The organism is Flavobacterium facile (genome assembly GCF_036321945.1).
Lineage (GTDB): Bacteria > Bacteroidota > Bacteroidia > Flavobacteriales > Flavobacteriaceae > Flavobacterium > Flavobacterium facile.
In genome coordinates, this window is sequence record NZ_JAZAYT010000033.1 from 279,958 (window position 1) to 301,409 (window position 21,452).

17 protein-coding genes are annotated in these 21,452 nt (G+C 29.7%); 13 read left to right on the forward strand and 4 right to left on the reverse strand.

The window, feature by feature from the left end:
* The 13 genes from dapA (at position 1) to UEQ13_RS10415 (ending at position 16,236) form a co-directional block, all read left to right on the forward strand.
* A complete protein-coding gene (gene dapA / locus UEQ13_RS10355; RefSeq protein ID WP_329806276.1) occupies positions 1-879 on the forward strand; it encodes a 4-hydroxy-tetrahydrodipicolinate synthase in 879 nt (292 codons plus the stop codon).
* Between the two features lie 85 nt (positions 880-964).
* The gene (locus UEQ13_RS10360; protein ID WP_329806277.1) at positions 965-1,771 is read left to right on the forward strand and encodes an outer membrane protein assembly factor BamD; all 807 of its coding nucleotides are present in this window, start codon (positions 965-967) and stop codon (positions 1,769-1,771) included.
* An 8-nt stretch (positions 1,772-1,779) separates the two neighbouring features.
* Complete coding sequence (locus UEQ13_RS10365) at positions 1,780-2,094, forward strand: DNA-directed RNA polymerase subunit omega (RefSeq protein ID WP_091312562.1); 315 nt, start codon at positions 1,780-1,782, stop codon at positions 2,092-2,094.
* 15 nt (positions 2,095-2,109) lie between these two features.
* Positions 2,110-3,321: a bifunctional phosphopantothenoylcysteine decarboxylase/phosphopantothenate--cysteine ligase CoaBC gene (coaBC, locus tag UEQ13_RS10370; RefSeq protein ID WP_329806278.1), complete on the forward strand. Its 1,212-nt coding sequence runs from the start codon at positions 2,110-2,112 to the stop codon at positions 3,319-3,321.
* Complete coding sequence (porD, locus tag UEQ13_RS10375) at positions 3,311-4,195, forward strand: type IX secretion system protein PorD (RefSeq protein WP_329806279.1); 885 nt, start codon at positions 3,311-3,313, stop codon at positions 4,193-4,195. The genes coaBC and porD overlap by 11 nt, the downstream gene beginning before the upstream one ends.
* 1 nt (position 4,196) lies before the next feature.
* Positions 4,197-5,849: a DNA repair protein RecN gene (recN, locus tag UEQ13_RS10380; RefSeq protein WP_329806280.1), complete on the forward strand. Its 1,653-nt coding sequence runs from the start codon at positions 4,197-4,199 to the stop codon at positions 5,847-5,849.
* A 59-nt stretch (positions 5,850-5,908) separates the two neighbouring features.
* Positions 5,909-7,099, forward strand: coding sequence for an enoyl-ACP reductase FabV (gene fabV, locus UEQ13_RS10385; RefSeq protein ID WP_329806281.1), 1,191 nt, complete (start codon positions 5,909-5,911; stop codon positions 7,097-7,099).
* Positions 7,100-7,254: 155 nt separating this feature from the next.
* The gene (locus UEQ13_RS10390) at positions 7,255-11,235 is read left to right on the forward strand and encodes a T9SS-dependent choice-of-anchor J family protein (RefSeq protein ID WP_329806282.1); all 3,981 of its coding nucleotides are present in this window, start codon (positions 7,255-7,257) and stop codon (positions 11,233-11,235) included.
* 86 nt (positions 11,236-11,321) lie between these two features.
* Positions 11,322-12,317, forward strand: a complete 996-nt coding sequence (locus UEQ13_RS10395) for a glycosyltransferase (RefSeq protein WP_329806283.1) — start codon at positions 11,322-11,324, stop codon at positions 12,315-12,317.
* A 1-nt stretch (position 12,318) separates the two neighbouring features.
* Positions 12,319-12,906 carry a dephospho-CoA kinase gene (gene coaE / locus UEQ13_RS10400; RefSeq protein ID WP_329806284.1) on the forward strand — a complete coding sequence of 196 codons (588 nt, stop codon included), beginning with the start codon at positions 12,319-12,321 and terminating at the stop codon, positions 12,904-12,906.
* Between the two features lie 70 nt (positions 12,907-12,976).
* Positions 12,977-14,560 carry a sensor histidine kinase gene (locus tag UEQ13_RS10405; RefSeq protein WP_329806285.1) on the forward strand — a complete coding sequence of 528 codons (1,584 nt, stop codon included), beginning with the start codon at positions 12,977-12,979 and terminating at the stop codon, positions 14,558-14,560.
* 3 nt (positions 14,561-14,563) lie between these two features.
* A complete protein-coding gene (locus tag UEQ13_RS10410) occupies positions 14,564-15,262 on the forward strand; it encodes a response regulator transcription factor (RefSeq protein ID WP_329806286.1) in 699 nt (232 codons plus the stop codon).
* Positions 15,263-15,324: 62 nt separating this feature from the next.
* A complete protein-coding gene (locus tag UEQ13_RS10415) occupies positions 15,325-16,236 on the forward strand; it encodes a glutaminase (RefSeq protein ID WP_329806287.1) in 912 nt (303 codons plus the stop codon).
* Positions 16,237-16,769: 533 nt separating this feature from the next.
* On the opposite strand, the gene UEQ13_RS10420 is transcribed toward UEQ13_RS10415, so the two are convergent.
* The 4 genes from UEQ13_RS10420 to rlmF all read right to left on the reverse strand — a co-directional run bounded on the left by UEQ13_RS10420 (position 16,770) and on the right by rlmF (position 21,397).
* Positions 16,770-17,189 (reverse strand): hypothetical protein, encoded by a 420-nt coding sequence (locus UEQ13_RS10420; protein ID WP_329806288.1) that lies wholly within the window; start codon positions 17,187-17,189, stop codon positions 16,770-16,772.
* A gap of 2 nt (positions 17,190-17,191) precedes the next feature.
* Complete coding sequence (locus tag UEQ13_RS10425; RefSeq protein ID WP_329806289.1) at positions 17,192-18,805, reverse strand: hypothetical protein; 1,614 nt, start codon at positions 18,803-18,805, stop codon at positions 17,192-17,194.
* A complete protein-coding gene (locus UEQ13_RS10430; RefSeq protein WP_329806290.1) occupies positions 18,805-20,199 on the reverse strand; it encodes a phospholipase D-like domain-containing protein in 1,395 nt (464 codons plus the stop codon). Before UEQ13_RS10430 ends, UEQ13_RS10425 begins: the two co-directional genes overlap by 1 nt.
* Positions 20,200-20,482: 283 nt before the next feature.
* A complete protein-coding gene (gene rlmF, locus UEQ13_RS10435) occupies positions 20,483-21,397 on the reverse strand; it encodes a 23S rRNA (adenine(1618)-N(6))-methyltransferase RlmF (protein ID WP_329806291.1) in 915 nt (304 codons plus the stop codon).
* Positions 21,398-21,452 lie beyond the last annotated feature (55 nt).

A 21,452-nucleotide genomic window follows, 5' to 3' on the forward strand; every position in this document is an offset into this window, starting at 1 on the left:
ATGCAATCATTAATCGGAACAGGAGTAGCGTTGGTTACCCCTTTTAAAAAAGATTTTTCTGTTGATACAGAAGCTTTAGCTAAAATTACAAACTTCGTTATCGAAGGCGGAGTAGAATATTTAGTAATATTAGGAACAACAGCAGAAAGCGCAACGCTTAATGCAGAAGAAAAAGAAGTAGTAATTGAAACAATTGTTGCTGCTAATAATGGTAGAGTACCAATGGTTTTAGGTGTTGGTGGAAATAATACAGCAAAAGTAGTTGAAGAATTAAAAACAAGAGATTTGTCAAGATTCGCAGCTATTTTATCCGTTTCTCCTTACTACAACAAACCAACTCAAGAAGGAATTTATCAACATTTTAAGGCAGTTTCAGAAGCGTCTCCAATTTCAATTATTGTATACAATGTTCCTGGAAGAACGGCTAGTAATATGTTGCCAAGTACGGTTGTAAGATTAGCAAACGATTTTAAAAATATTATAGGAATTAAAGAAGCGGCTGGAGATATTGTTCAGGCTATGAAATTAATTCAAACTAAACCAGAAGGATTTTTAGTAATTTCTGGAGATGATATGATTACTTTACCAATGGTTTTAGCTGGTGGAGCAGGAGTTATTTCTGTAATTGGTGAAGGTTTTCCGAAAGAATTTTCAGAAATGGTTCGTTTAGGATTAAACAAAAAAGTAACAGAAGCATATAAAATTCATTACAAATTAGCTGATTCAATTGATATGATTTTCGAACAAGGAAATCCAGCAGGTATCAAAGAAGTCTTTAAACACTTAGGTTTATCAGAAAACACGGTACGTTTACCGTTAGTAACTGTTGATGAAAACTTATCTGGAAGATTGTCAAATTTCATTAAAAATTTAGGTTAAAAATCTTTTTTGTAAAACATAAAAATATATCTACCTTTGCAGTTGCTTTTTCAAAGTGCGCAAAAGGCATAACGTAACAATAAATATGAACAAATTTTTATATATACTTTTAGCGGTTCTAACATTATCATCATGTAGTCAGTATCAAAAGGCTTTAAAATCAGATGATGTTGAATTCAAAACAAAAGTTTTTACTGAACAAATTGCGAAGAAAAAGTATTCAAAAGCAATTAGATTATTCGAGCAATATGCTACATCTTATAGAGGAAAACCTCAAGGAGAAAGCGCTTTTTTAAATTACGCAAAGGCTTTATATGCTACAAAACAATACATTACAGCGGCCTATCAATTTGAAAGTTTTGCAAGTAGCTATCCAAAAAGTGTTAATGCAGAAGAAGCTTCTTTTTTAGCTGCAGAAAGCTATAGTAAAGTTTCACCAATTTATAGTTTAGATCAAGTAGATACAGATAAAGCATTAAGCAAAATTCAAATTTTTGTAAACAAATATCCAAATTCTCAATATTTGCCTAAAGCTAATGAGATTGTTAAAGTATTAACAGATAAATTAGAGTTAAAAGCTTTTGAAATCGCAAGACAATACAATACAGTTGGAGAATATACAAAAGATTACAATGCAGCAATTAAAGCATTAGATAATTTTGTTTTTAATTATCCAGGGTCAAAATATAAAGAAGACGCTTTGTTTTACAAATACGATTCTATGTATAAATTAGCAATAAATAGTATTCCAGCTAAGAAAGAAGAAAGATTAACTACAGCTAAAACATATTATCAAAATTTAGTTAAATTTAAAGCAGATACCAAGTATTTAGAGAAATCTAACAAAATGCTTGAAACAGTAGATAAAGAATTGAAACAATATACAAATTAATCATTATTATGGATTTAAAGAAAACAAATGCTCCAGTAAACACAATAACTTACAATAAAAGTGTAATTGAAGAACCGACTGGAAATGTATATGAAGCAATTACTATAATAGCAAGAAGAGCGAATCAAATTAATTCTGAAATTAAAAAAGAATTATTAGATAAGTTAGACGAATTTGCTACTTATAATGATAGTTTAGAGGAAGTTTTCGAAAATAAAGAACAAATTGAAGTTTCTAAATATTACGAAAAATTACCTAAACCTCATGCTTTAGCCGTACAAGAATGGTTAGAAGATAAAATTTATCATAGAGATACTAAATAATTTAAACTTATATTGATGTCTGTTTTAAACGGTAAAAATGTTTTGCTAGGTATTTCTGGCGGAATTGCAGCATATAAAACAGCCTCATTAGTAAGACTTCTTATAAAAGCAGGTGCACATGTACAAGTTGTCATGACACCTGCTTCTATTGATTTTGTTACACCGTTAACATTATCTACACTTTCAAAAAATCCAGTTTATAGTACGTTTTATAACGAAGATCAAGAAAATGCTACCTGGAATAACCACGTAGAATTAGCACTTTGGGCCGACTATATGCTTATTGCTCCAGCAACAGCAAATACCTTGTCTAAAATGGCTTCTGGTACTTGTGATAATTTACTTATGGCAACCTATTTATCTGCCAAATGCCCAGTGTATTTTGCTCCAGCAATGGATTTAGATATGTACATTCATCCAACTACAAAAATTAATTTCGATAAATTACAGAGTTTCGGAAACACAATAATTCCTGCTGAAAGTGGCGAATTAGCAAGTGGTTTAAGCGGAGAAGGAAGAATGGCTGAGCCAGAAAATATCATTCAATTTATTGAAAAGGATTTAGAAAGTAAATTGCCGTTAAAAGGTAAAAAAGTCTTAATAACCGCAGGTCCTACTTATGAAGCTATTGATCCTGTTCGTTTTATAGGAAATCACTCTTCTGGAAAAATGGGATTTGATATTGCAATTGCAGCTGCCAATTTGGGTGCTGAAGTAGTTTTGGTTTCCGGACCAACGCATTTGCAAATGAAACACAGTTTGGTAAATTTGATACGAGTAACTTCAGCTGACGAAATGTATGACGTTTGTCATCAATATTTTGATCATGTGGATGTCGCCGTTGCAGCAGCAGCTGTTGCGGATTATAAACCAAAAAATGTGGCAACTCAGAAAATAAAAAAGAGCGAAGCTACGTTTACTATAGAATTGGAAAAGAATAGAGATATTTTATTATCTTTAGGTCAAATTAAAAAGAATCAATTTTTGATTGGTTTTGCTTTAGAGACTGAGAATGAGGTAGAAAATGCAAAAAATAAAATTGAAAAAAAGAATTTAGACTTAATTGTTTTGAATTCATTAAATGATAAAGGTGCAGGGTTTGGAAAGCCAACCAATAAAGTTACTTTTATTGATAAAGATTTTAATATATTTGAAAATCCTTTAAAATCTAAAGAATTAGTTGCTGAAGATATTGTTAACCTAATTGTGAAAAAATATGCGAATTAAATTTTTATTACTTTTTGTTCTGAGTGCTTTTTGCGCTTCTTCACAAGAATTAAAAGCTGTGGTTTCTATAAATTCAGATCAGGTAACTAATGTCAATAAACAGATATTTAAGAATTTAGAAAAACAAGTTTTTGATTTCTTAAATAACACCAAATTCACTGATAAAGAAACAAAACTAATTGAAAAAGTAAATTGTTCTTTTTTCTTTATTATTAATAAATTTGAAGCTAATAATTTTGAAGTCACTTTACAAGTCAATTCAACAAGACCTGTTTTTAATACAACTTATACCACACCAATTTTAAATATTAACGACAAAGACATAAGTTTTAAATATATCGAATTTGAAAATCTAGTTTACGATCAAAATTCATTTACTTCTAATTTAGTATCAGTTTTGTCATTTTATGCAAATATTGTTTTAGCTTCAGATGCCGATACTTTTTCAGATAAAGGAGGTTCAGAGTTTTTAGAAAGTGCTTTAAATATTGCTAATGTTGCACAGTCAAGCGGTTTTTCAGGTTGGGTGCAAACAGGTAAAAAAACAACCAGATATAATTTAATTTCAGATTTAATATCTAATACTTTTGATGGCTACAGAGAAACTTTGTATCAATATCATATTAATGGTTTAGATAAAATGGCTGACGATTTAAAAACCGGTAAATTAGAAATAATCAATTCCATTGAAACCTTGCTTAAACTTCATAACGTGAGACCAAATTCACTATTAGCCAGAACTTTTTTTGATGCCAAAACAGATGAAATTGTCAATATTTTTACTGGAGGACCAGTTATCGATGTTTCAAAAGTAAAAGATAATTTAGCAACAATTTCTCCGTTAAATTCTTCTAAATGGAATAAAATAAGATAATATGCTTTTATCTTTATCAGTTCAAAATTACGCTTTAATAGAACAGCTTAATATTAATTTTACCAATCAGTTTGCTACCATTACTGGAGAAACGGGTGCGGGAAAATCTATATTATTAGGTGCTTTAGGATTAATAATGGGTAATCGTGCCGATTTGTCTTCTCTTAAAGATAAAGAAAAAAAATGCGTGGTGGAAGCCAGTTTTGAAGTTTCAAAATACAATTTAAAGCCTCTTTTTGAAGCCAACGACTTAGATTACGAAAATACTACTATAATTAGAAGAGAAATTCTGCCTTCTGGTAAATCACGTGCTTTCATTAATGATACTCCAGTTAATTTATCTGAGCTACAAGTTTTAGCAGAAAATCTTATCGACATACATTCACAACATCAAACGCGTGAATTAGAACAACAAAATTACCAGATTTCTATTTTAGATGCGATTGGTTCCAATTCTGAAAATCTAAAAGAATTTTCGATTTTATTGTCAGATTTCAAACAAAAATCAAAAGAATTAGAACAAGCAATTGCAGATAAAAATACGTTATTTAGTGCTCAAGAATATAATTCATATTTGTTAAATGAATTAATTCAAGTGGGTTTACAACCAAATGAACAAGCAGATTTAGAAGAAGAATTATTAAGTTTAAACAACTCGGAATTAATTAGTGAAACGTTAAGTAAATTGGTTTCAAGTGCTAATGAAGAACAATTCGGATTTATAAATGCTTTGAAAGAGTGTAAAAATGCTATGCACAAAATTGCTGCTTTTTCAACTTCTTATTCGGAATTATACGAAAGATTAAATTCGTCATTAATTGAATTAGAGGATATTGCAGATACAAGTTTCAATTTAGCAGAGAAAAACGTTTACAATCCAGAACGATTAGAATTTATCTCTGGAAGATTACAAACTATTTACGATTTACAAAAGAAACACCAAGTTTCAAGCATTGAAGATTTAATTGAAATTAGAAATCAATTGGATGAAAAAGTGCTTTTAGTGGATAATTTAGATGAGAAAATTAATAAATTAAATACGTATTTAAGTGCAAAAACAGCAGATTTAAATGCAATTGCTAAAAAGATTACAGAAAATAGGAGTAAAGCCATTCCAATTTTTATAGATAAAATTTCTTCTATTTTGTTCCAATTAGGAATGCCAGATTCTCAATTCAAAATGGAGCTAACTCCTTCTAATCAGTTTTTATCTAACGGAAAAGACGAATTAGAATTATTATTTTCTGCTAATAAAGGTACGAGTTTAGGATCGTTTAAGAAAGTAGCCTCTGGTGGAGAGATGTCAAGAATCATGTTGGCAATAAAATCTGTTTTAGCTGATTTTTCTCAATTACCAACCATTTTATTTGATGAAATTGATACAGGAGTTTCAGGAGAAATCGCATTAAAAATGGGCGAAATAATGAGTAAAATGAGTGCGAACCGACAAGTTTTTGCCATTACCCATTTACCACAAATTGCTTCAAAAGGAAATGCGCAATATAAAGTTTCAAAAGAAACTATCGCAGAAAACACGATTTCAAAAATTGTAAGATTAAATAACGAAGAAAGAATAGTTGAAATTGCTGAAATGTTATCAGGAAAGCAAATTACAGATTCGGCATTGACACACGCTAAAACATTATTAAATTAAAATTTATACTTTTGTATCACATTTAAAAATAAAATACAACAACAATAAAATATAAAATTATGATTATAGAACCAAGAATGCGCGGATTTATATGTTTAACAGCTCACCCAGAAGGTTGTGCGCAAAATGTAAAAAATCAAATTGAATATGTAAAATCAAAAGGAAAAATCGATGGAGCAAAAAAAGTTTTAGTAATTGGTGCTTCAACAGGTTTTGGTTTAGCTTCAAGGATTACAAGTGCATTTGGTTGTGATGCCTCTACAATTGGTGTTTTCTTCGAAAAAGAACCAAGTGAAGGAAAAACGGCTACGCCAGGTTATTATAATTCTGCAGCATTAGAAATAGAAGCAGAAAAAGTGGGTTTATATGCAAAAAGTATAAATGGCGATGCTTTTTCAAATGAAATAAAACAACAAACAATTGATTTAATCAAAAAAGATTTAGGTAAAGTTGATTTAGTAATTTATAGTTTAGCTTCTCCGGTGCGTATGCATCCAACAACAGGAGTTTTACATCGTTCAACATTAAAACCAATTGGTGGAAAATTTACAAACAAAACAGTTGATTTTCATACAGGAAATGTAACTGAAGTCTCTATTGAACCGGCTAATCAAGAAGATATTGATAATACCGTTGTGGTAATGGGAGGTGAAGATTGGTCAATGTGGATGAATGCTTTAAATGATGCTGGAGTTTTAGCAAATGATGCGATGACTTTAGCCTATTCTTATATCGGACCAGAAGTTACAGAACCAGTTTATAGAAAAGGAACAATTGGTCGTGCAAAAGATCATTTAGAAGCAACTGCTTTCGAAATTACAAAACAATTAGAAAGTGTAAATTGTAAAGCATATGTTTCTGTAAATAAAGCTTTAGTTACTCAAGCAAGTTCAGCCATTCCAGTAATTCCATTATATATTTCATTGTTATATAAAACTATGAAAGAAGACGGAATTCATGAAGGATGTATTGAACAAATACAACGTTTGTATGCTGACAGATTATACAGTGGAAATACTATTCCAACTGACGATAAAGGAAGAGTTAGAATTGATGATTGGGAAATGCGTGATGACGTACAAGCGCAAGTTTCTAAATTATGGGAAATTGCAACTACTGAAAATCTTTCAGAAATAGGTGATTTAGCAGGTTATAAACAAGATTTTCTAAATTTATTTGGATTCGGTTTTAATGGTGTTGATTATCAAGCAGAAACATCAGAAATGGTATTTGTACCAAGTATAGTATAACATAAGTTTGTTTAAATGTTATAAAATCCCGCTTTGCGGGATTTTTTTTGTTTTATATCGATATTATCTGCATTTCGTCGGTAAAAAAGTTAATTATATTATGAATTAATTATTTTTTTGTTTATTTACGGTTACTAAACATTAAATTTTATACAATGAAAAAAATTACTTTATGGTTATTTGCCTTATTTACGTGTTGGCAAATGTCAGCACAGGTAGGAGCGTATAGTTTCACCGAAGGAGTTAGCACTTATGCTGCTTTGGGAGGAACTAACATTACCGCAACTGGAGATGATAGTTCTCAAGATGGGCTTCCAATCGGATTTACCTTTACATTTGGAGGGACTAATTTTACAACTTTTAGCGCAACAACTAATGGATGGATTAGATTAGGAAATGCAATGCCAGCCAGCACTTTTTCTAATAGTGCTGCTAATTTTATTGCAGCAACGCATAGACCAATTATTGCTCCAATGTGGGATGATAATCATAGAAATACAGGTGCAATTACTTATAGTTTATCTGGAGTATCACCAAATCAAGTATTAACTGTTGATTATAACGCTGTTAATATTGGTGGTAGTGGTGCAACAAGCGCAACGAATTTAGCGAATTATCAAATAAAATTATACGAAACAACAAATGTAGTTGAATTTCATTATGGTACGATGGCTACAGCTGGTACTTTATCAGCTACAATATGTTTAAGTGATGTTTCTGGTTTTCAAAGTGTAACACCAGGTGCACCAGGAACTTCTTCTAATGCTACAGCTAATCATGCAGTTGCTGCAGTAACAAATGTGGCTAATAAAATGTATAGATTTGCACCACCAGCATGTTCAGCTCCAGGTGGAATAATTGCTTCAAATTTAACAACTAGTACTGCAACATTAAGTTGGAACGCAGCTGTTCCTTCTCCTTCAACTGGGTATGAATATGTTGTATCTACATCTAATGTTACTCCTGCTGGTTCAGGGACACCTACAACTAATATTTCAGAACCAATTACTTTATTATTACCACAAACAGTTTATTATGTTTTTGTTAGATCTAACTGTGGTGGCGTTTTTAGTTCTTGGAGTACATATTCATTTTTAACTCCTTGTAGTTCTGTAACTAGTTTTACTCAAAATTTTGGTGGTGTTACTGCACCTGCTTTGCCTTCTTGTTGGACTAAAGTTGGTACAACTGGAACTGTAATTACACAAACTGCTAATGCAAGTTCTGTTCCAAATACATTGAATATGGCAGGGACTTCTGCTGTTAATAAGGGAATATTATCTATGCAACCAGTCTCTAATTTAGGAGCAGGAACAAATAGAATCGTTTTTGATATGAGAGCTAGCGGTACAGTTGGCGGGGTTATCGAATTCGGATATTTAACGGATATATCTAATGCTTCAAGTTTTGTTTCTTTAACAAGTTTTACAGCTTCGAGTTTAACATATGCTAATTTTCAATTTTCGCCTCCTGCAGGTACTTATTCGGATTATATAGCTTTCAGGCACACTGGTGTACCAGCAAATAGTGTTTTAATTGATAATGTACGTTGGGAAGCAATTCCAGTTTGTGCTGATCAAACAGGATTAACATTTACAAATGTTACTGCTACAGGTGTTGAAACTTCATGGGATGATTTGTCTCTATCTGGAGTAGTAGGTTATCAGTATGCAATTACAACTTCTGCGACTCCTCCAGCTTCTGGAACAGCAACTAATGCTAATGTTTATGTTCAACCAACAGGTTTAACTCCACAAACAGTTTACTATTTACATGTTAGATCTGAATGTGCTGGAAGTACTTATGGTAATTGGGCTACAATTTCATTTACAACATCATGTTTAGCTATCACAACTCTTCCTCACGTTGAAAGTTTTGATGCAGTAGCTAATCCAAGCTGTTGGACAACTGCTTTAATAACTGGAACTACAAATTGGGCTCCTGATACGGATAATGATGGTGTACCTGCTCCAAGAACGGGTACTAGATTTGCAGGTAAATCTTGGGTTGGAAATGATGATGCATTATTAATAAGTCCAGCTTATGATTTAGCTGCTTATCCAACAAATCAAGCAAGAATTAATGTTTGGATTTATAGAAGTGCTAATGGTTTAGCTGCTGATAGAATTACTTTTCATGCAAACACTACTAATAATTTAGCAGGTGCAACACAATTATTAGATGTACCACTTCCTATTACTCAGGCTCCAACGGTTGCTTCTGCTGGATGGTATAATTATATAGTAGATGTTCCGTTAACATTTAATACTGGTGGTAATTTTTACATAATTGCTCAAGGAAGAACTACATCTTCATTTTCATCATATGGTATTGGTTTTGACGATTATGCTTTACAATTAGCTCCAACATGTCCAGATCAAACAGGATTAACATTTACAAATGTTACTGCTACAGGAGTTGAAACTTCATGGGATGATATGTCTCTAACAGGAGCAGTAGGTTATCAGTATGCAATTACAACTTCTGCGACTCCTCCAGCTTCTGGAACAGCAACTACTGCAAATGTTTATGTTCAACCAACAGGTTTATTACCACAAACGGTTTACTATTTACATGTAAGATCTGAATGTGCTGGTAGTACTTATGGTAACTGGGCTACAATATCTTTCACTACTTCATGTGTACCAGTTGTTACATTACCATGGACAGAAGGATTTGAAGGTTTAGCTTTAGGTAATAATATTTTCCCAACTTGTTGGGGGTATTCTAACACAACAGATGTTTGGAATATTGAAACAACTCCAGTAGCAAATACAGGAGCTAATTCATTAGGTAGAACATGGAGTACAGATGGTTGGGCATTTACACCATCATTTACTTTAACTGCAGGTACTTCTTACAGATTTAGTTATTACATGAGAACAGTTGATGCTACTGTTGGATATAATGTAACAGTTGGTGTTGGTACAGGGCAAAATAGCGCTGCAATGACAACTACTTTAGGAACACCATTAACTGGTTTCCAAAATCCAACATGGACAAGATATAATTTTGAATTTACTCCAGGTACAACAGGAGATTATTCTTTTGGTGTGCATGCAGTAGCTCCTACAAGTGCTCCAAATGGAATCAATTTTGATGATTTCAGAGTAGAATTATCACCAACTTGTCCTGATCAAACAGGATTAACATTTACAAACGTTACTGCTACAGGAGTTGAAACTTCATGGGATGATATGTCTCTAACAGGAGCAGTAGGTTATCAGTATGCAATTACAACTTCTGCAACTCCTCCAGCTTCTGGAACTGCAACTACAGCTAATGTTTATGTTCAACCAACAGGTTTATCACCACAAACAGTTTACTATTTACATGTTAGATCTGAATGTACAGGTAGTACTTATGGAAACTGGGCTACAATTTCTTTCACTACTTCTTGTGTACCAGTTACTACATTACCATGGACAGAAGGATTTGAAGGTTTAGCTTTAGGTAATAATATTTTCCCAACTTGTTGGGGGTATTCTAACACAGCAAGTGATTGGAATATCGAAACAACTCCAGTAGCAAATTCAGGAGTAAATTCTTTAGGTAGAACATGGAGTACAGATGGTTGGGCATTTACACCAAGATTTACTTTAACTGCAGCCACTTCTTATACATTTAGTTATTATATGAGAACTGTTGATGCTACTGTTGGATATAATGTTACAGTTGGTGTTGGAACAGGGCAAAATAGCGCTGCAATGACAACTACTTTAGGAACACCATTAACTGGTTTCCAAAATCCAACATGGACATTATATAATTTTGAATTTACTCCAAGTACAACTGGTGATTATTCTTTTGGTGTACATGCAGTAGCTCCTACTTTTGCTCCAAATGGAATCAATTTTGATGATTTCAAAGTAGTATTATCAGCTTTAAGTTCAGATTCATTTGATAAATCTACTTTTGTAGCTTATCCGAATCCAGTTAAAGATGTATTAAATTTATCATACAAAACTGAAATTAGTAATGTGAGAATTGTTAACTTATTAGGTCAAGAAGTTTTAAATACTAAAACTAATACTAATGACGTTCAAGTTAATATGTCTGCTTTAACTGCAGGTGCTTATATTGTTAATATTACTGTTGAAGATACAGTTCATACAATTAAAGTTATAAAAGAATAATTTTGTAAATATTTTTTGCTTAAAAGTCTCGAGAAATCGGGACTTTTTTGTTTTTATACATATCTTTGTTTATATAAAATTTTAATATGCATTTTTCTTTAATTATTCCTATCTATAACCGTCCAGAAGAAATTGACGAATTGTTAGAAAGTTTAACAAAGCAAACTTATTCTAACGATTATGAAATTGTAATTATTGAAGATGGTTCTTCAATAACATGTAAACATATTATTGAAAAATATAAAGATTTAAATGTTAGCTACTTCTTTAAAAACAATTCTGGTCCTGGTGATTCTAGAAATTATGGAATGAATGTCGCTAAAGGTGACTATTTTATTATTTTAGATTCGGATTGTATTATTCCATCCACTTATTTACAAACGGTTCATGAGGAATTATCTAATGATTATGTAGATTGTTTTGGTGGTCCTGACGCCGCTTTAGATTCTTTTTCAAACATACAAAAGGCTATAAATTTCACGATGACTTCTTTTTTAACTACAGGTGGAATTAGAGGCGGAAGTGAAAAATTAGATAAATTTCAACCCAGAAGTTTTAATATGGGATTGTCTAAAAATGCTTTTATGGCATCAAAAGGTTTCGGGAATATTCATCCAGGTGAAGATCCAGATTTGTCTATTCGATTATGGAAATTGGGCTATAAAACCAAATTAATTTCAAAAGCTTTCGTATATCACAAACGCAGAATCGATTGGAATAAATTTTATACTCAAGTGAATAAATTCGGCTTAGCTAGACCCATATTAAACTCATGGTATCCAGAATATACAAAAATTACATTTTGGTTTCCAACCTTGTTTTTAGTAGGATTTTTGTTTTCTGTTTTATGTGCGATTTTTAATTTTCCGTATTTTTTATACTGTTATGTTTTCTATTTTTCCATATTGTTTATTTCTTCTTTATGGCAAAATAAATCATTGGAAATCGCGTTTTATAGTATTGTGGCAGGCGCGATTCAGTTTTATGGATATGGGAAAGGGTTTCTACTTTCATTTGTTAAAATTCATATTTTAAAACAACAACCTGAAATCGCTTTTCCAAAAATGTTTTTTAAAAGATAAGATGACAAAAATAATTGGACTTACTGGCGGAATTGGAAGTGGGAAAACCACTGTGGCTAAATATATCGCTTCAAAAGGAATTCCGGTATATATTGCTGATGAAGCAGCTAAAGATATTATGAACGATGCAAATGTGGTTCGCGAAGTACAGTCTATATTTACTGAAAATGTAATTTTAAAAAATGGATTGTTAGATAGAAATGCCATTCGTGAATTGGTTTTCGAAGATAAAAGTAAATTAGAGCAACTCAATAAAATCATTCACCCAAAAGTGAAGACAGATTTTGAAAATTGGTTAAAAAAAAACAAAAAAGCTTCATTTGTTATTAAAGAAGTTGCTATTTTATTTGAAACCAATGGACATAAATATTGTGATGCTACAATTTTAGTTACAGCTCCAATTGAAACAAGAATTAAAAGAGTTATAGAAAGAGATGCTAGTTCAAGAGAAAACATTCTTCAAATCATTAATAATCAGCTTCCTGAAGAAGAAAAAATGAAGTTAGCAACATTTGTAGTTACAAATGAGAATTTGAATATTACGTATAAAACAGTTGATAATTTAATCGAAATTTTGAATAAAAATTAAATTTTAACACATTTGTTAAATATTGGTTAATTGTTTTAACATTAGTCAATTACCCCTTAACTTTGTAATAATGAATAAAACGAGGTTTAGAATACTAGTTTTTTTAATGAGCATTTCATTGATAGGAATTATATTGGTACAATTATTTTGGATCAATAGTTCTTTTCAAAAGAATGACGAGCAATTTAGACATCACGCTTTAGTGGTTTTAAACAATGTTTCTGAAAAGTTGAATAAAAAAGAAATGCTTGATTTTAAAACTTCTATCGAAAAATTTAAAGATAGTACTGGAAAAGAGCCACAGCAAGAACAATTAAAACAACTTTTTTATTACGAAAAAGACGCGAATTCAAAGGAAATTTTAATTTATACAAACGCTATTGTTCCTGAAGATTTTGGTATAGATGGTTCGTTCTTTGATAAGAAGTTGAAAGGAGTAAATATAAAAGAATATTCGGCTAAACGTAAGACTCAAATTTATAAAGACAATTCATTAGATGGTAGCGGAACAAATTTAAGTTCAAAACCAACTGAAACAATTGAAAAGTCAGGAAACTTAACTATTTTTGATATAGTGCAGTTCGAACTTTTATCAAAAGATGTATTATCTAAAAGACCCATTCAGCAAAGAATTTCTTCTAAGTTGGTTAATGATGTTTTAAATTTTGAATTGTATAAATCGGAATTAAAAACGCCTTATGAATTTGCAGTTTACAAAAATGGATTAGCAACAAAGGTTAAATCGGAAGAATTTAGATACGATAAATGCACCACATATAGTGTTCCAATATTATTAGACGCAGACGGAAAAACAGACTACAAATTGTTACTTAGATTTCCTAACAAAACAAATTTTGTATTCTCGTCCATGTTGCCAATGACAATATTAACCCTATTATTCGTTGTAATTATTTTATTAACATATACAAGTGCATTAAAACAATTGATCATGCAAAAACAGATTTCTGAAATTAAAACAGATTTCATAAATAACATGACACACGAATTTAAAACACCTATAGCTACTATAAACTTAGCTTTAGATGCAATTAAGAATCCGAAAATTATTGATGATAAAGAGAAAGTTCAAAAATATCTTCAAATGATTAAGGACGAAAATAAAAGAATGCATGCCCAAGTGGAAAACGTTCTTAGAATTTCGAAATTAGAAAGAAACGAATTAAATATTGATAAAGAACCACAAGAAATAACTGAGTTTATTGAAGATGCAATTGATCATGTGAGTTTAATTTTAGAAGATAGAGAAGGAGAAATTCATACGCATTTTAATGCTACAAGAACAACGGTGCTATTAAATGATGTACATTTTACCAATGTATTGGTTAATATTTTGGATAACGCCATGAAATATTCGGCTGAAAAACCAGTTATTAATGTATATACAGAAAATATAAAAGATTATGTTCTTATTAAAATAGAAGATAATGGAATTGGAATGCCAAAAACCGTACAAAAAAAGGTTTTTGAAAAATTTTTTAGAGAACACACCGGCGACTTACACAACGTTAAAGGTCACGGATTAGGATTAGCATACGTAAAACAAATAATCGACGACCATAATGGCGAGGTTTTTGTGGAAAGTGAAAAAGGAAAAGGGAGCACATTTATAATTAAATTGCCATTAATAAATTAAGATATGGAAGCAAAAAAAATATTATTAGTAGAGGATGATCCAAATTTCGGATCAGTATTAAGAGATTATTTATCATTAAATGATTTCGAAGTTACACTGGCTAAAAACGGAATGGAAGGCTTTGAAAAATTCAAAAAAGACACATACGATTTATGTATTTTGGATGTGATGATGCCTTATAAAGATGGATATACTTTAGCTAGAGAAATTAGAGAAAAAAATGCAGAAGTGCCAATTATCTTTTTAACTGCAAAAACTTTGAAAGAAGATGTTTTAAAAGGGTATAAAGTAGGTGCAGATGATTATTTAAATAAACCATTCGATTCTGAAGTTTTATTAATGAAAATCAAAGCTATTATTCAAAGAAAAGCATCAGAGTCTAAACCAGATTCAACGGTTTTCGAGTTTAATATCGGTAAATTTCATTTGAATTCTAAATTGAGATTCTTAACTTTCGATAATGAAGAACCAATTAAATTATCGCCAAAAGAATCTGAATTATTAAAAATGTTAGCCTTACACGAAAATGATTTAATGCCTCGTGAATTGGCTTTAACAAAAATTTGGAGAGACGATAATTACTTTACTTCAAGAAGTATGGACGTTTACATCGCCAAACTTAGAAAATATTTAAAACCAGATGAACGTGTGGAAATTTTAAACATTCATGGTGAAGGTTTCCGTTTAGTAATCAATTCATAATATATAAAGGCTGCAAGAAATTGTAGCCTTTTTTATTTATATTTGCTTATAAAGTCAGCCAAATGAACTATCAGCAAATACTTGAAGAAATATACTTACAATCTAAATCGTTGCCAATAATCGGTAATATTGCTACAACTATCCCAGAATTAGCGAATGTAAATCCAGATAAATTTGGAATTTGCCTAACCACAATCGATGGAAAAGAATTTAGTGTGGGCGACAACAATGAAAAATTCTCCATACAATCCGTTTCAAAAGCCTTATCTGTAACTTTAGCTTTTTCGCATTTGGGAGAAAAAATTTGGGAACGAGTAGGAGTAGAACCTTCAGGAAATCCATTTAATTCTTTAGTTCAACTAGAATACGAAAAAGGAATTCCGAGAAATCCATTTATAAACGCAGGCGCTTTAGTCATTGCAGATATGTTGGTTTCTTGTTTAGAAAATCCAAAAGAAGATTTTTTACATTTTATTAGAGAAATTTCAGGATGTGATACGATTAATTACAATTTAAAAGTTGCCCAATCTGAAAAAGATACAGGTTTTAGAAATGCGGCTTTAACCAATTTTCTAAAATCTTTCGGAAATATAAATAATGATGTAGATCAAGTTTTAGATTTCTATTTTCATCAATGTGCGATTGAAATGACGTGTAAAGAATTAGCCGATGCTTTCTTTTTCTTAGCGAATGAAGGTGTTACTAAAAACGGAAAACAAATTTTAACTTCAAGCCAAGCCAAAAGAATTAACGCCTTAATGCAAACTTGCGGATTTTATGACGAATCAGGAGAATTCACATATAAAGTAGGCTTACCAGGAAAAAGTGGAATTGGTGGTGGAATTGCCGCCGTTTTACCGAAACAATTTTCTGTTGCCACATGGAATCCAAGATTAAACGAAAAAGGAAATTCCGAATTAGGCATGTATGCTTTAGAACAATTGACAACCAAAACAGGAATGTCTATTTTTTAAATAACAAGACCTGACAGGTTTTTAAAACCTGTCAGGTCTGATTTCTAAGCGTTACTTTCTTCGTTTTCTTTATATAAATATTCCTGAATAGTTTCAATTGTCTGGACTTCAATCCAGTCGCCAGAAACAAAAAACACCTGATACATTTTAAATCGTATCAGGTGTTTTTGTTTTTAATTTTCTACACTATAATTGTATTCATACATTAATATGTGTTTTTCATACATAAAAATAACTCATTCATAACATTTAAAAGTTACACACAAATTTAACTTAGTATTTTTACATTATAAAAAATAGTAGTATGAAAAAAGAGGTACAATATAGTAAAAACGACATTCTAGTTGTTTTTACAAATGCGAATTTTGGATTTGTTCTTTTAGTTGTTTGTGTTTTGATATGTTTTTTTCTAAACATATTTTTTTTAATATCGAATTATAACAGCTAAAGTTTATATTATAACTTATTATATATTTAAATAGTTACTAAAACTGCCAGCAAATAATTTGAGTAATTATAACAACAAATGTTATTTAAAGATTTCTTATAAAATCATTGATTTCATTTTTAACCTTTTCACAACGTACCTCATGTTCTTTACCAAAATAAAAATAATAATTTAAAAATCTGTTTTCAATGTTTCTGATATTTTCAGATTTATTAATTAAATTCATAATTATATCATGATGCTTTCCGAAAAATTCATCAGGAGATATTTTACCATAAACAAAATTGGGTAGGTTCTTAAGAATATGATTTAAGGCTTTATCTTCAATATCCATGAAAAAACCTTTTCGTAAACCATCTTCTTTAATGTATTGAACTCTAATTTCTTTAAAATTAGCATTGTAAAATTCAATGTTTTTATGTGCTAACTCAAGAATTTTTTCCTGACTTATTGAAATTAATAGACTTTCATCAAAATCTATATATGTGTTTAAATTTAGATTCATGTTTATTTTTTATTTAAATTATTAAATACTTCTTCAATTAAATTATCATCTATATTTTTTTCTAAAGCTAACCATATATTAAAACTACTTGATAATTTTTCTGCATATTTGTGTATTAATTTCATTGACCATTTTGTAGATTCATTTTTTGATATTTCTTCCCAGTTTAATTTATCTTTATATTTATCAATAATCTCTATATCAAAGTGTATTGAACTATTACTTGATAAAGATTTAGCAAAGAACCTGTCATTATTCCAATTCCATTTTTCTTCAAATTTCTCGATTAAATTTAATTTCCAAGGTATAGATATATTTCTAGACATAAAAATATAATTCCATTTGTGTTTATATTTTTCAATTAATTCTTCAGACCAAGCTATAGATTTATTTTCAGATAAGCTTCCCCAATCCCATTTGTGTTTATATTTTTCGATTAATTCATCTGACCAAGGAATTGTTTCATTACTAGATAAAAAAGGCCAGTACCACTTATCTACATACATTTCAATTAAATTATATTTCCATGGAATAGTGATTATTCTGGACAGTTCAGACCAATTCCAATTTAAGTTTTTTCTTTTTTCTATCATATCAATAGTCCATATGATTGATTTGTTATTATAAAGTTCTGACCAATGCCATCTATCTTCATATTTATTAATTAGTTCTATAGACCAAGGTAATTCCTTAGTAGAAAGATCATGCCAGTCCCACTTGTTTTCAAATTCGTTAATTAAGTCTAATGTCCAAGGTAATGTTGAAATATATGATAGTCCTAGACTACCAAAGTATAATTTATTTTCATACTTTTTTATTAATTCAAAAGACCATGGTATTGAAAAGTTTAGTGATAGAAATTTCCAATTCCATTTTTCTTCATATTTTCCAATTAGTTTAATTGACCAAGGAATATTATTGTTTCTAGATAGTTTATTCCAATCCCAATTATTGATAAATCTGTCAATTAAACTTTCTGACCAAGGAATATTATTGTTGCTTGATAGTTTTGTCCAATCCCACTTATCAATAAATTTGTCAATTAAATTTTCTAACCAATCAACATTATTATTTGCTGAAAGATCTGACCAATCAATATACTTATCATATTTAATAATCGTTTCAATATTCCAGTAAAAGTTATCATTATAACTACTATAAATTATATTAAAAACTTCTTTGTTCTTGTGTAGCTGTTTTTCGTCTATTTTAATATTACAAAATGATTTATTATTTTTAAGTTTTAATTTATCCCATTTATCTTGATATTTCATGTATAAATCTAAAGACCAAGGAATTTTTTCGTTATTTGATAAATTATTATTCCAATCTAATAAATCAATAAAATTTTCAATTAAATCATCTGTCCATATTATAAATCTGTTTTTATTTAACAAATCATTGTTTAAATTTTTAAAATACCTTTTTAAATTTAGCTCATTAAAATTATAATATTCAGATATTAAATCAACAAACAATTTAGGGTTTTTTTTGAAAATTTCTAAAACAAGTTGCCTATCATTTAAACTTAAAAGCTTATTTGTAATCTCTAAAAGATTGCCAACTTTAGGTAAAAGGATATTTTGGTTATGTATTACAAGTTTATTGTTTTCCATTATGCTTTCTCTATTATTTGTAACTTAACATCTTCTAATTGCTGTTGTAATTGTGTTTTTTTTTCTGCAAAATAACTATCCCAATCTGTAATTTTTATAATAATGTTAAAAGTATCACTTTCTTTTATTTCATTAATTTCTGTTTCAAGTTGTATTAGTTTTAATCTTAATTTTTCAGCTAATATTTTTAAAGTTTCTATTTCTGTGATTTTTTCTGATTGCGAACTAAATATTTTTCCATTTTCTAAATCATATAAAATACGATTAACAGTCAAAAGGTCATTTTTTTTCTGTGCTTCTTTAAGTTCAATAAATACTTTTTCTGCTTCTAATTTCTGCTCTTCATTTACTTTATCAGGATGACATAGCATTGTAGCTTTGCGAAAATTTTTCTTTAGTTCAATTCTTTCTTCTTCAGTTAAATCAAATTGGGGTTTACTTTTTTCTATTTCAAATTGTTCATTATATTTTTTATAGTCTTCTTCTACTTCTTTTTTCTTTTTATAATCATCTTTATATAAAATTTTGGTATAATTTAAAACCTCCAAAATAATATCGCCTAGTTCTATAGTATGACGATGTTGAAAATCATTTAAGATCTTTTCTAGTTCGATTTTTTCGTTATCAAAAGCATTAATTTGATTTTCTAAAATTTTAACTTCTAATTTTAAAGCAGAAACTTCTGGATTTTGATAAATTTTAACTTGACTAAATTGTTTTAGAAATTCTTCAATTAGAACAACTGAAGTATGAAATAACTTTTTTTCACAATTACTTATAATTTCTTTAATTTTATTAGTATTTGAATCTTTTTCATCAGTATTTATTAGATTTTTAAGTTTTTTTATTTGAAATAAAACATCTTCTTCATCTTCCAATTTTATTAAACTTAATAATGTTTGAAGTCTAATACTTATGATATTCCAATCTGTTTTTGAATCTAAATCTGAAGTTTTATTATATTTTTTTAGTATTCTATCGAATTCTTGTGAAAAATCTAAAATTAAATTTGAATCATCTTCTATTACAGTAATACTTTCGTGATTTGATTTTGCTTTTTGTGTCCAATTATAAGAACCTGTAATTAATGTATAATTATCAATAATGCAGAATTTATTATGCATCAATGCCTCATACTTATATCCATTTCCAATCCAGTAAATTTTCCCACCAGATGAAATTAATTTATCGAAATTTATATTACTTTCTAAGTTAATTTCTTGATAAGCGATTATTAATTGAACATCTAATCCTTCTAATGCTTTTTTACATAATATATCAAATAACTTTTGGTCAGTTAACCAGGCTACTGCTAATTTAATATTATGTTCAGATTTTATTAAGCGATATTCAATTTGCTTATGAATTTTTTCGAAATAGGCTTGTGATTTCATTACCGAAGATAAATTTTAGTACATGTAGTTTGAAGAGATTTTTATAAAATCGAAATTGTACTATACAATAATATGAAAAATAAATAAAATATACAACTTAAACTATGTATAAACTACTTTTATATAGGCTATATTATTGAAAGATTCTATGAGATTTCTCCCTTTGGTCGAAATGACAAGATTGAACATAAAAAAACACATAAAAGCGAAATGTTTCTATGTGTTTTTTTTTTATGCTTTTGTGCAATGTAATTCGTGAAAATTCGTGCAATTTGCGGCTAACCTAAAACTGCCAGCAAATAATTTGAGTTGTTTTGTTTCCATTCGTTAAATGAAGTGTTGTACTGTTTTTTACGCCTACTTTCTTCATTTGTTTGTATAGCGGTTTCAGGTTTGTTTTCTTAGAAACGATTGCGCTAAACCATTTACATTGACTTTTAAAGTGTACACTTTCAAAAATCATATTGGTTAAAAAGCCAAGTTCGCCACCTTCACACCATAATTCGTTATTGTTACCGCTAAAGTTTAAAACCGGTTTATCTGTTGCTTTCTGACCTAAATTTTTACTTTTTCGTTCCGAGCCTTTTGCTGCTTCTTCTGCAGATGCATGAAATGGTGGATTACAAATTACAAAATCGAAAACTTCTTCCGATTCTAACATGTATTTTAAAGCATTTCTTTTGTTATCGTTAAAACGAACAGTTACGTTTTCTTTTAATTTCGGGTTTTTGCTTAAAATGGTTTCAACAGACAATAAAGATTGTTTGTCAACTTCCGTTCCCACAAACGTCCAACCATATTCATGATTTCCGATAATTGGGTAAATGCAATTCGCGCCCACGCCAATGTCTAAAATTCTAACGGCGTTTCCTGTTGGAACCACTCCGCCATTTGAAGCCGCTAATAAATCGGCAATATGATGAATGTATTCGGCTCTTCCTGGAATAGGAGGGCATAAGTTAGATTTCGGAATGTTCCAATATTCTAAATTGTAAAAGTGCATTAATAACGCTTTGTTTAAGGCTTTTACTGCAATTGGATTAGAAAAATCAATAGACTTTTCTCCTGCTTTATTTAAGAATAAATGTAAGTTTAAATCGGGATGCGTTTTAATTAATTGTGCAAAATCATATCTTCCAATATGTTTGTTTCTTGGGTGTAAACCTTCAAAAGAAAGGTTTGTTTCATTGTTTTCCATATACTATTGTAAGTTGCAAATTTACGATTAATAAAATAGTATCAGTAATTTTTAT

Bases quoted from the DNA above. Each gene is read 5' to 3' on its own strand.
- dapA (WP_329806276.1), top strand. From the start codon at position 1: ATGCAATCATTAATCGGAACAGGAGTAGCGTTGGTTACCCCTTTTAAA.
- recN (WP_329806280.1), top strand. From the start codon at position 4,197: ATGCTTTTATCTTTATCAGTTCAAAATTACGCTTTAATAGAACAGCTT.
- UEQ13_RS10390 (WP_329806282.1), top strand. From the start codon at position 7,255: ATGAAAAAAATTACTTTATGGTTATTTGCCTTATTTACGTGTTGGCAA.
- UEQ13_RS10405 (WP_329806285.1), top strand. From the start codon at position 12,977: ATGAATAAAACGAGGTTTAGAATACTAGTTTTTTTAATGAGCATTTCA.
- UEQ13_RS10425 (WP_329806289.1), bottom strand. From the start codon at position 18,805: ATGGAAAACAATAAACTTGTAATACATAACCAAAATATCCTTTTACCT.
- fabV (WP_329806281.1), top strand. From the start codon at position 5,909: ATGATTATAGAACCAAGAATGCGCGGATTTATATGTTTAACAGCTCAC.
- porD (WP_329806279.1), top strand. From the start codon at position 3,311: ATGCGAATTAAATTTTTATTACTTTTTGTTCTGAGTGCTTTTTGCGCT.
- UEQ13_RS10365 (WP_091312562.1), top strand. From the start codon at position 1,780: ATGGATTTAAAGAAAACAAATGCTCCAGTAAACACAATAACTTACAAT.
- UEQ13_RS10395 (WP_329806283.1), top strand. From the start codon at position 11,322: ATGCATTTTTCTTTAATTATTCCTATCTATAACCGTCCAGAAGAAATT.
- coaE (WP_329806284.1), top strand. From the start codon at position 12,319: ATGACAAAAATAATTGGACTTACTGGCGGAATTGGAAGTGGGAAAACC.
- coaBC (WP_329806278.1), top strand. From the start codon at position 2,110: ATGTCTGTTTTAAACGGTAAAAATGTTTTGCTAGGTATTTCTGGCGGA.
- UEQ13_RS10430 (WP_329806290.1), bottom strand. From the start codon at position 20,199: ATGAAATCACAAGCCTATTTCGAAAAAATTCATAAGCAAATTGAATAT.
- rlmF (WP_329806291.1), bottom strand. From the start codon at position 21,397: ATGGAAAACAATGAAACAAACCTTTCTTTTGAAGGTTTACACCCAAGA.
- UEQ13_RS10410 (WP_329806286.1), top strand. From the start codon at position 14,564: ATGGAAGCAAAAAAAATATTATTAGTAGAGGATGATCCAAATTTCGGA.
- UEQ13_RS10415 (WP_329806287.1), top strand. From the start codon at position 15,325: ATGAACTATCAGCAAATACTTGAAGAAATATACTTACAATCTAAATCG.
- UEQ13_RS10360 (WP_329806277.1), top strand. From the start codon at position 965: ATGAACAAATTTTTATATATACTTTTAGCGGTTCTAACATTATCATCA.
- UEQ13_RS10420 (WP_329806288.1), bottom strand. From the start codon at position 17,189: ATGAATCTAAATTTAAACACATATATAGATTTTGATGAAAGTCTATTA.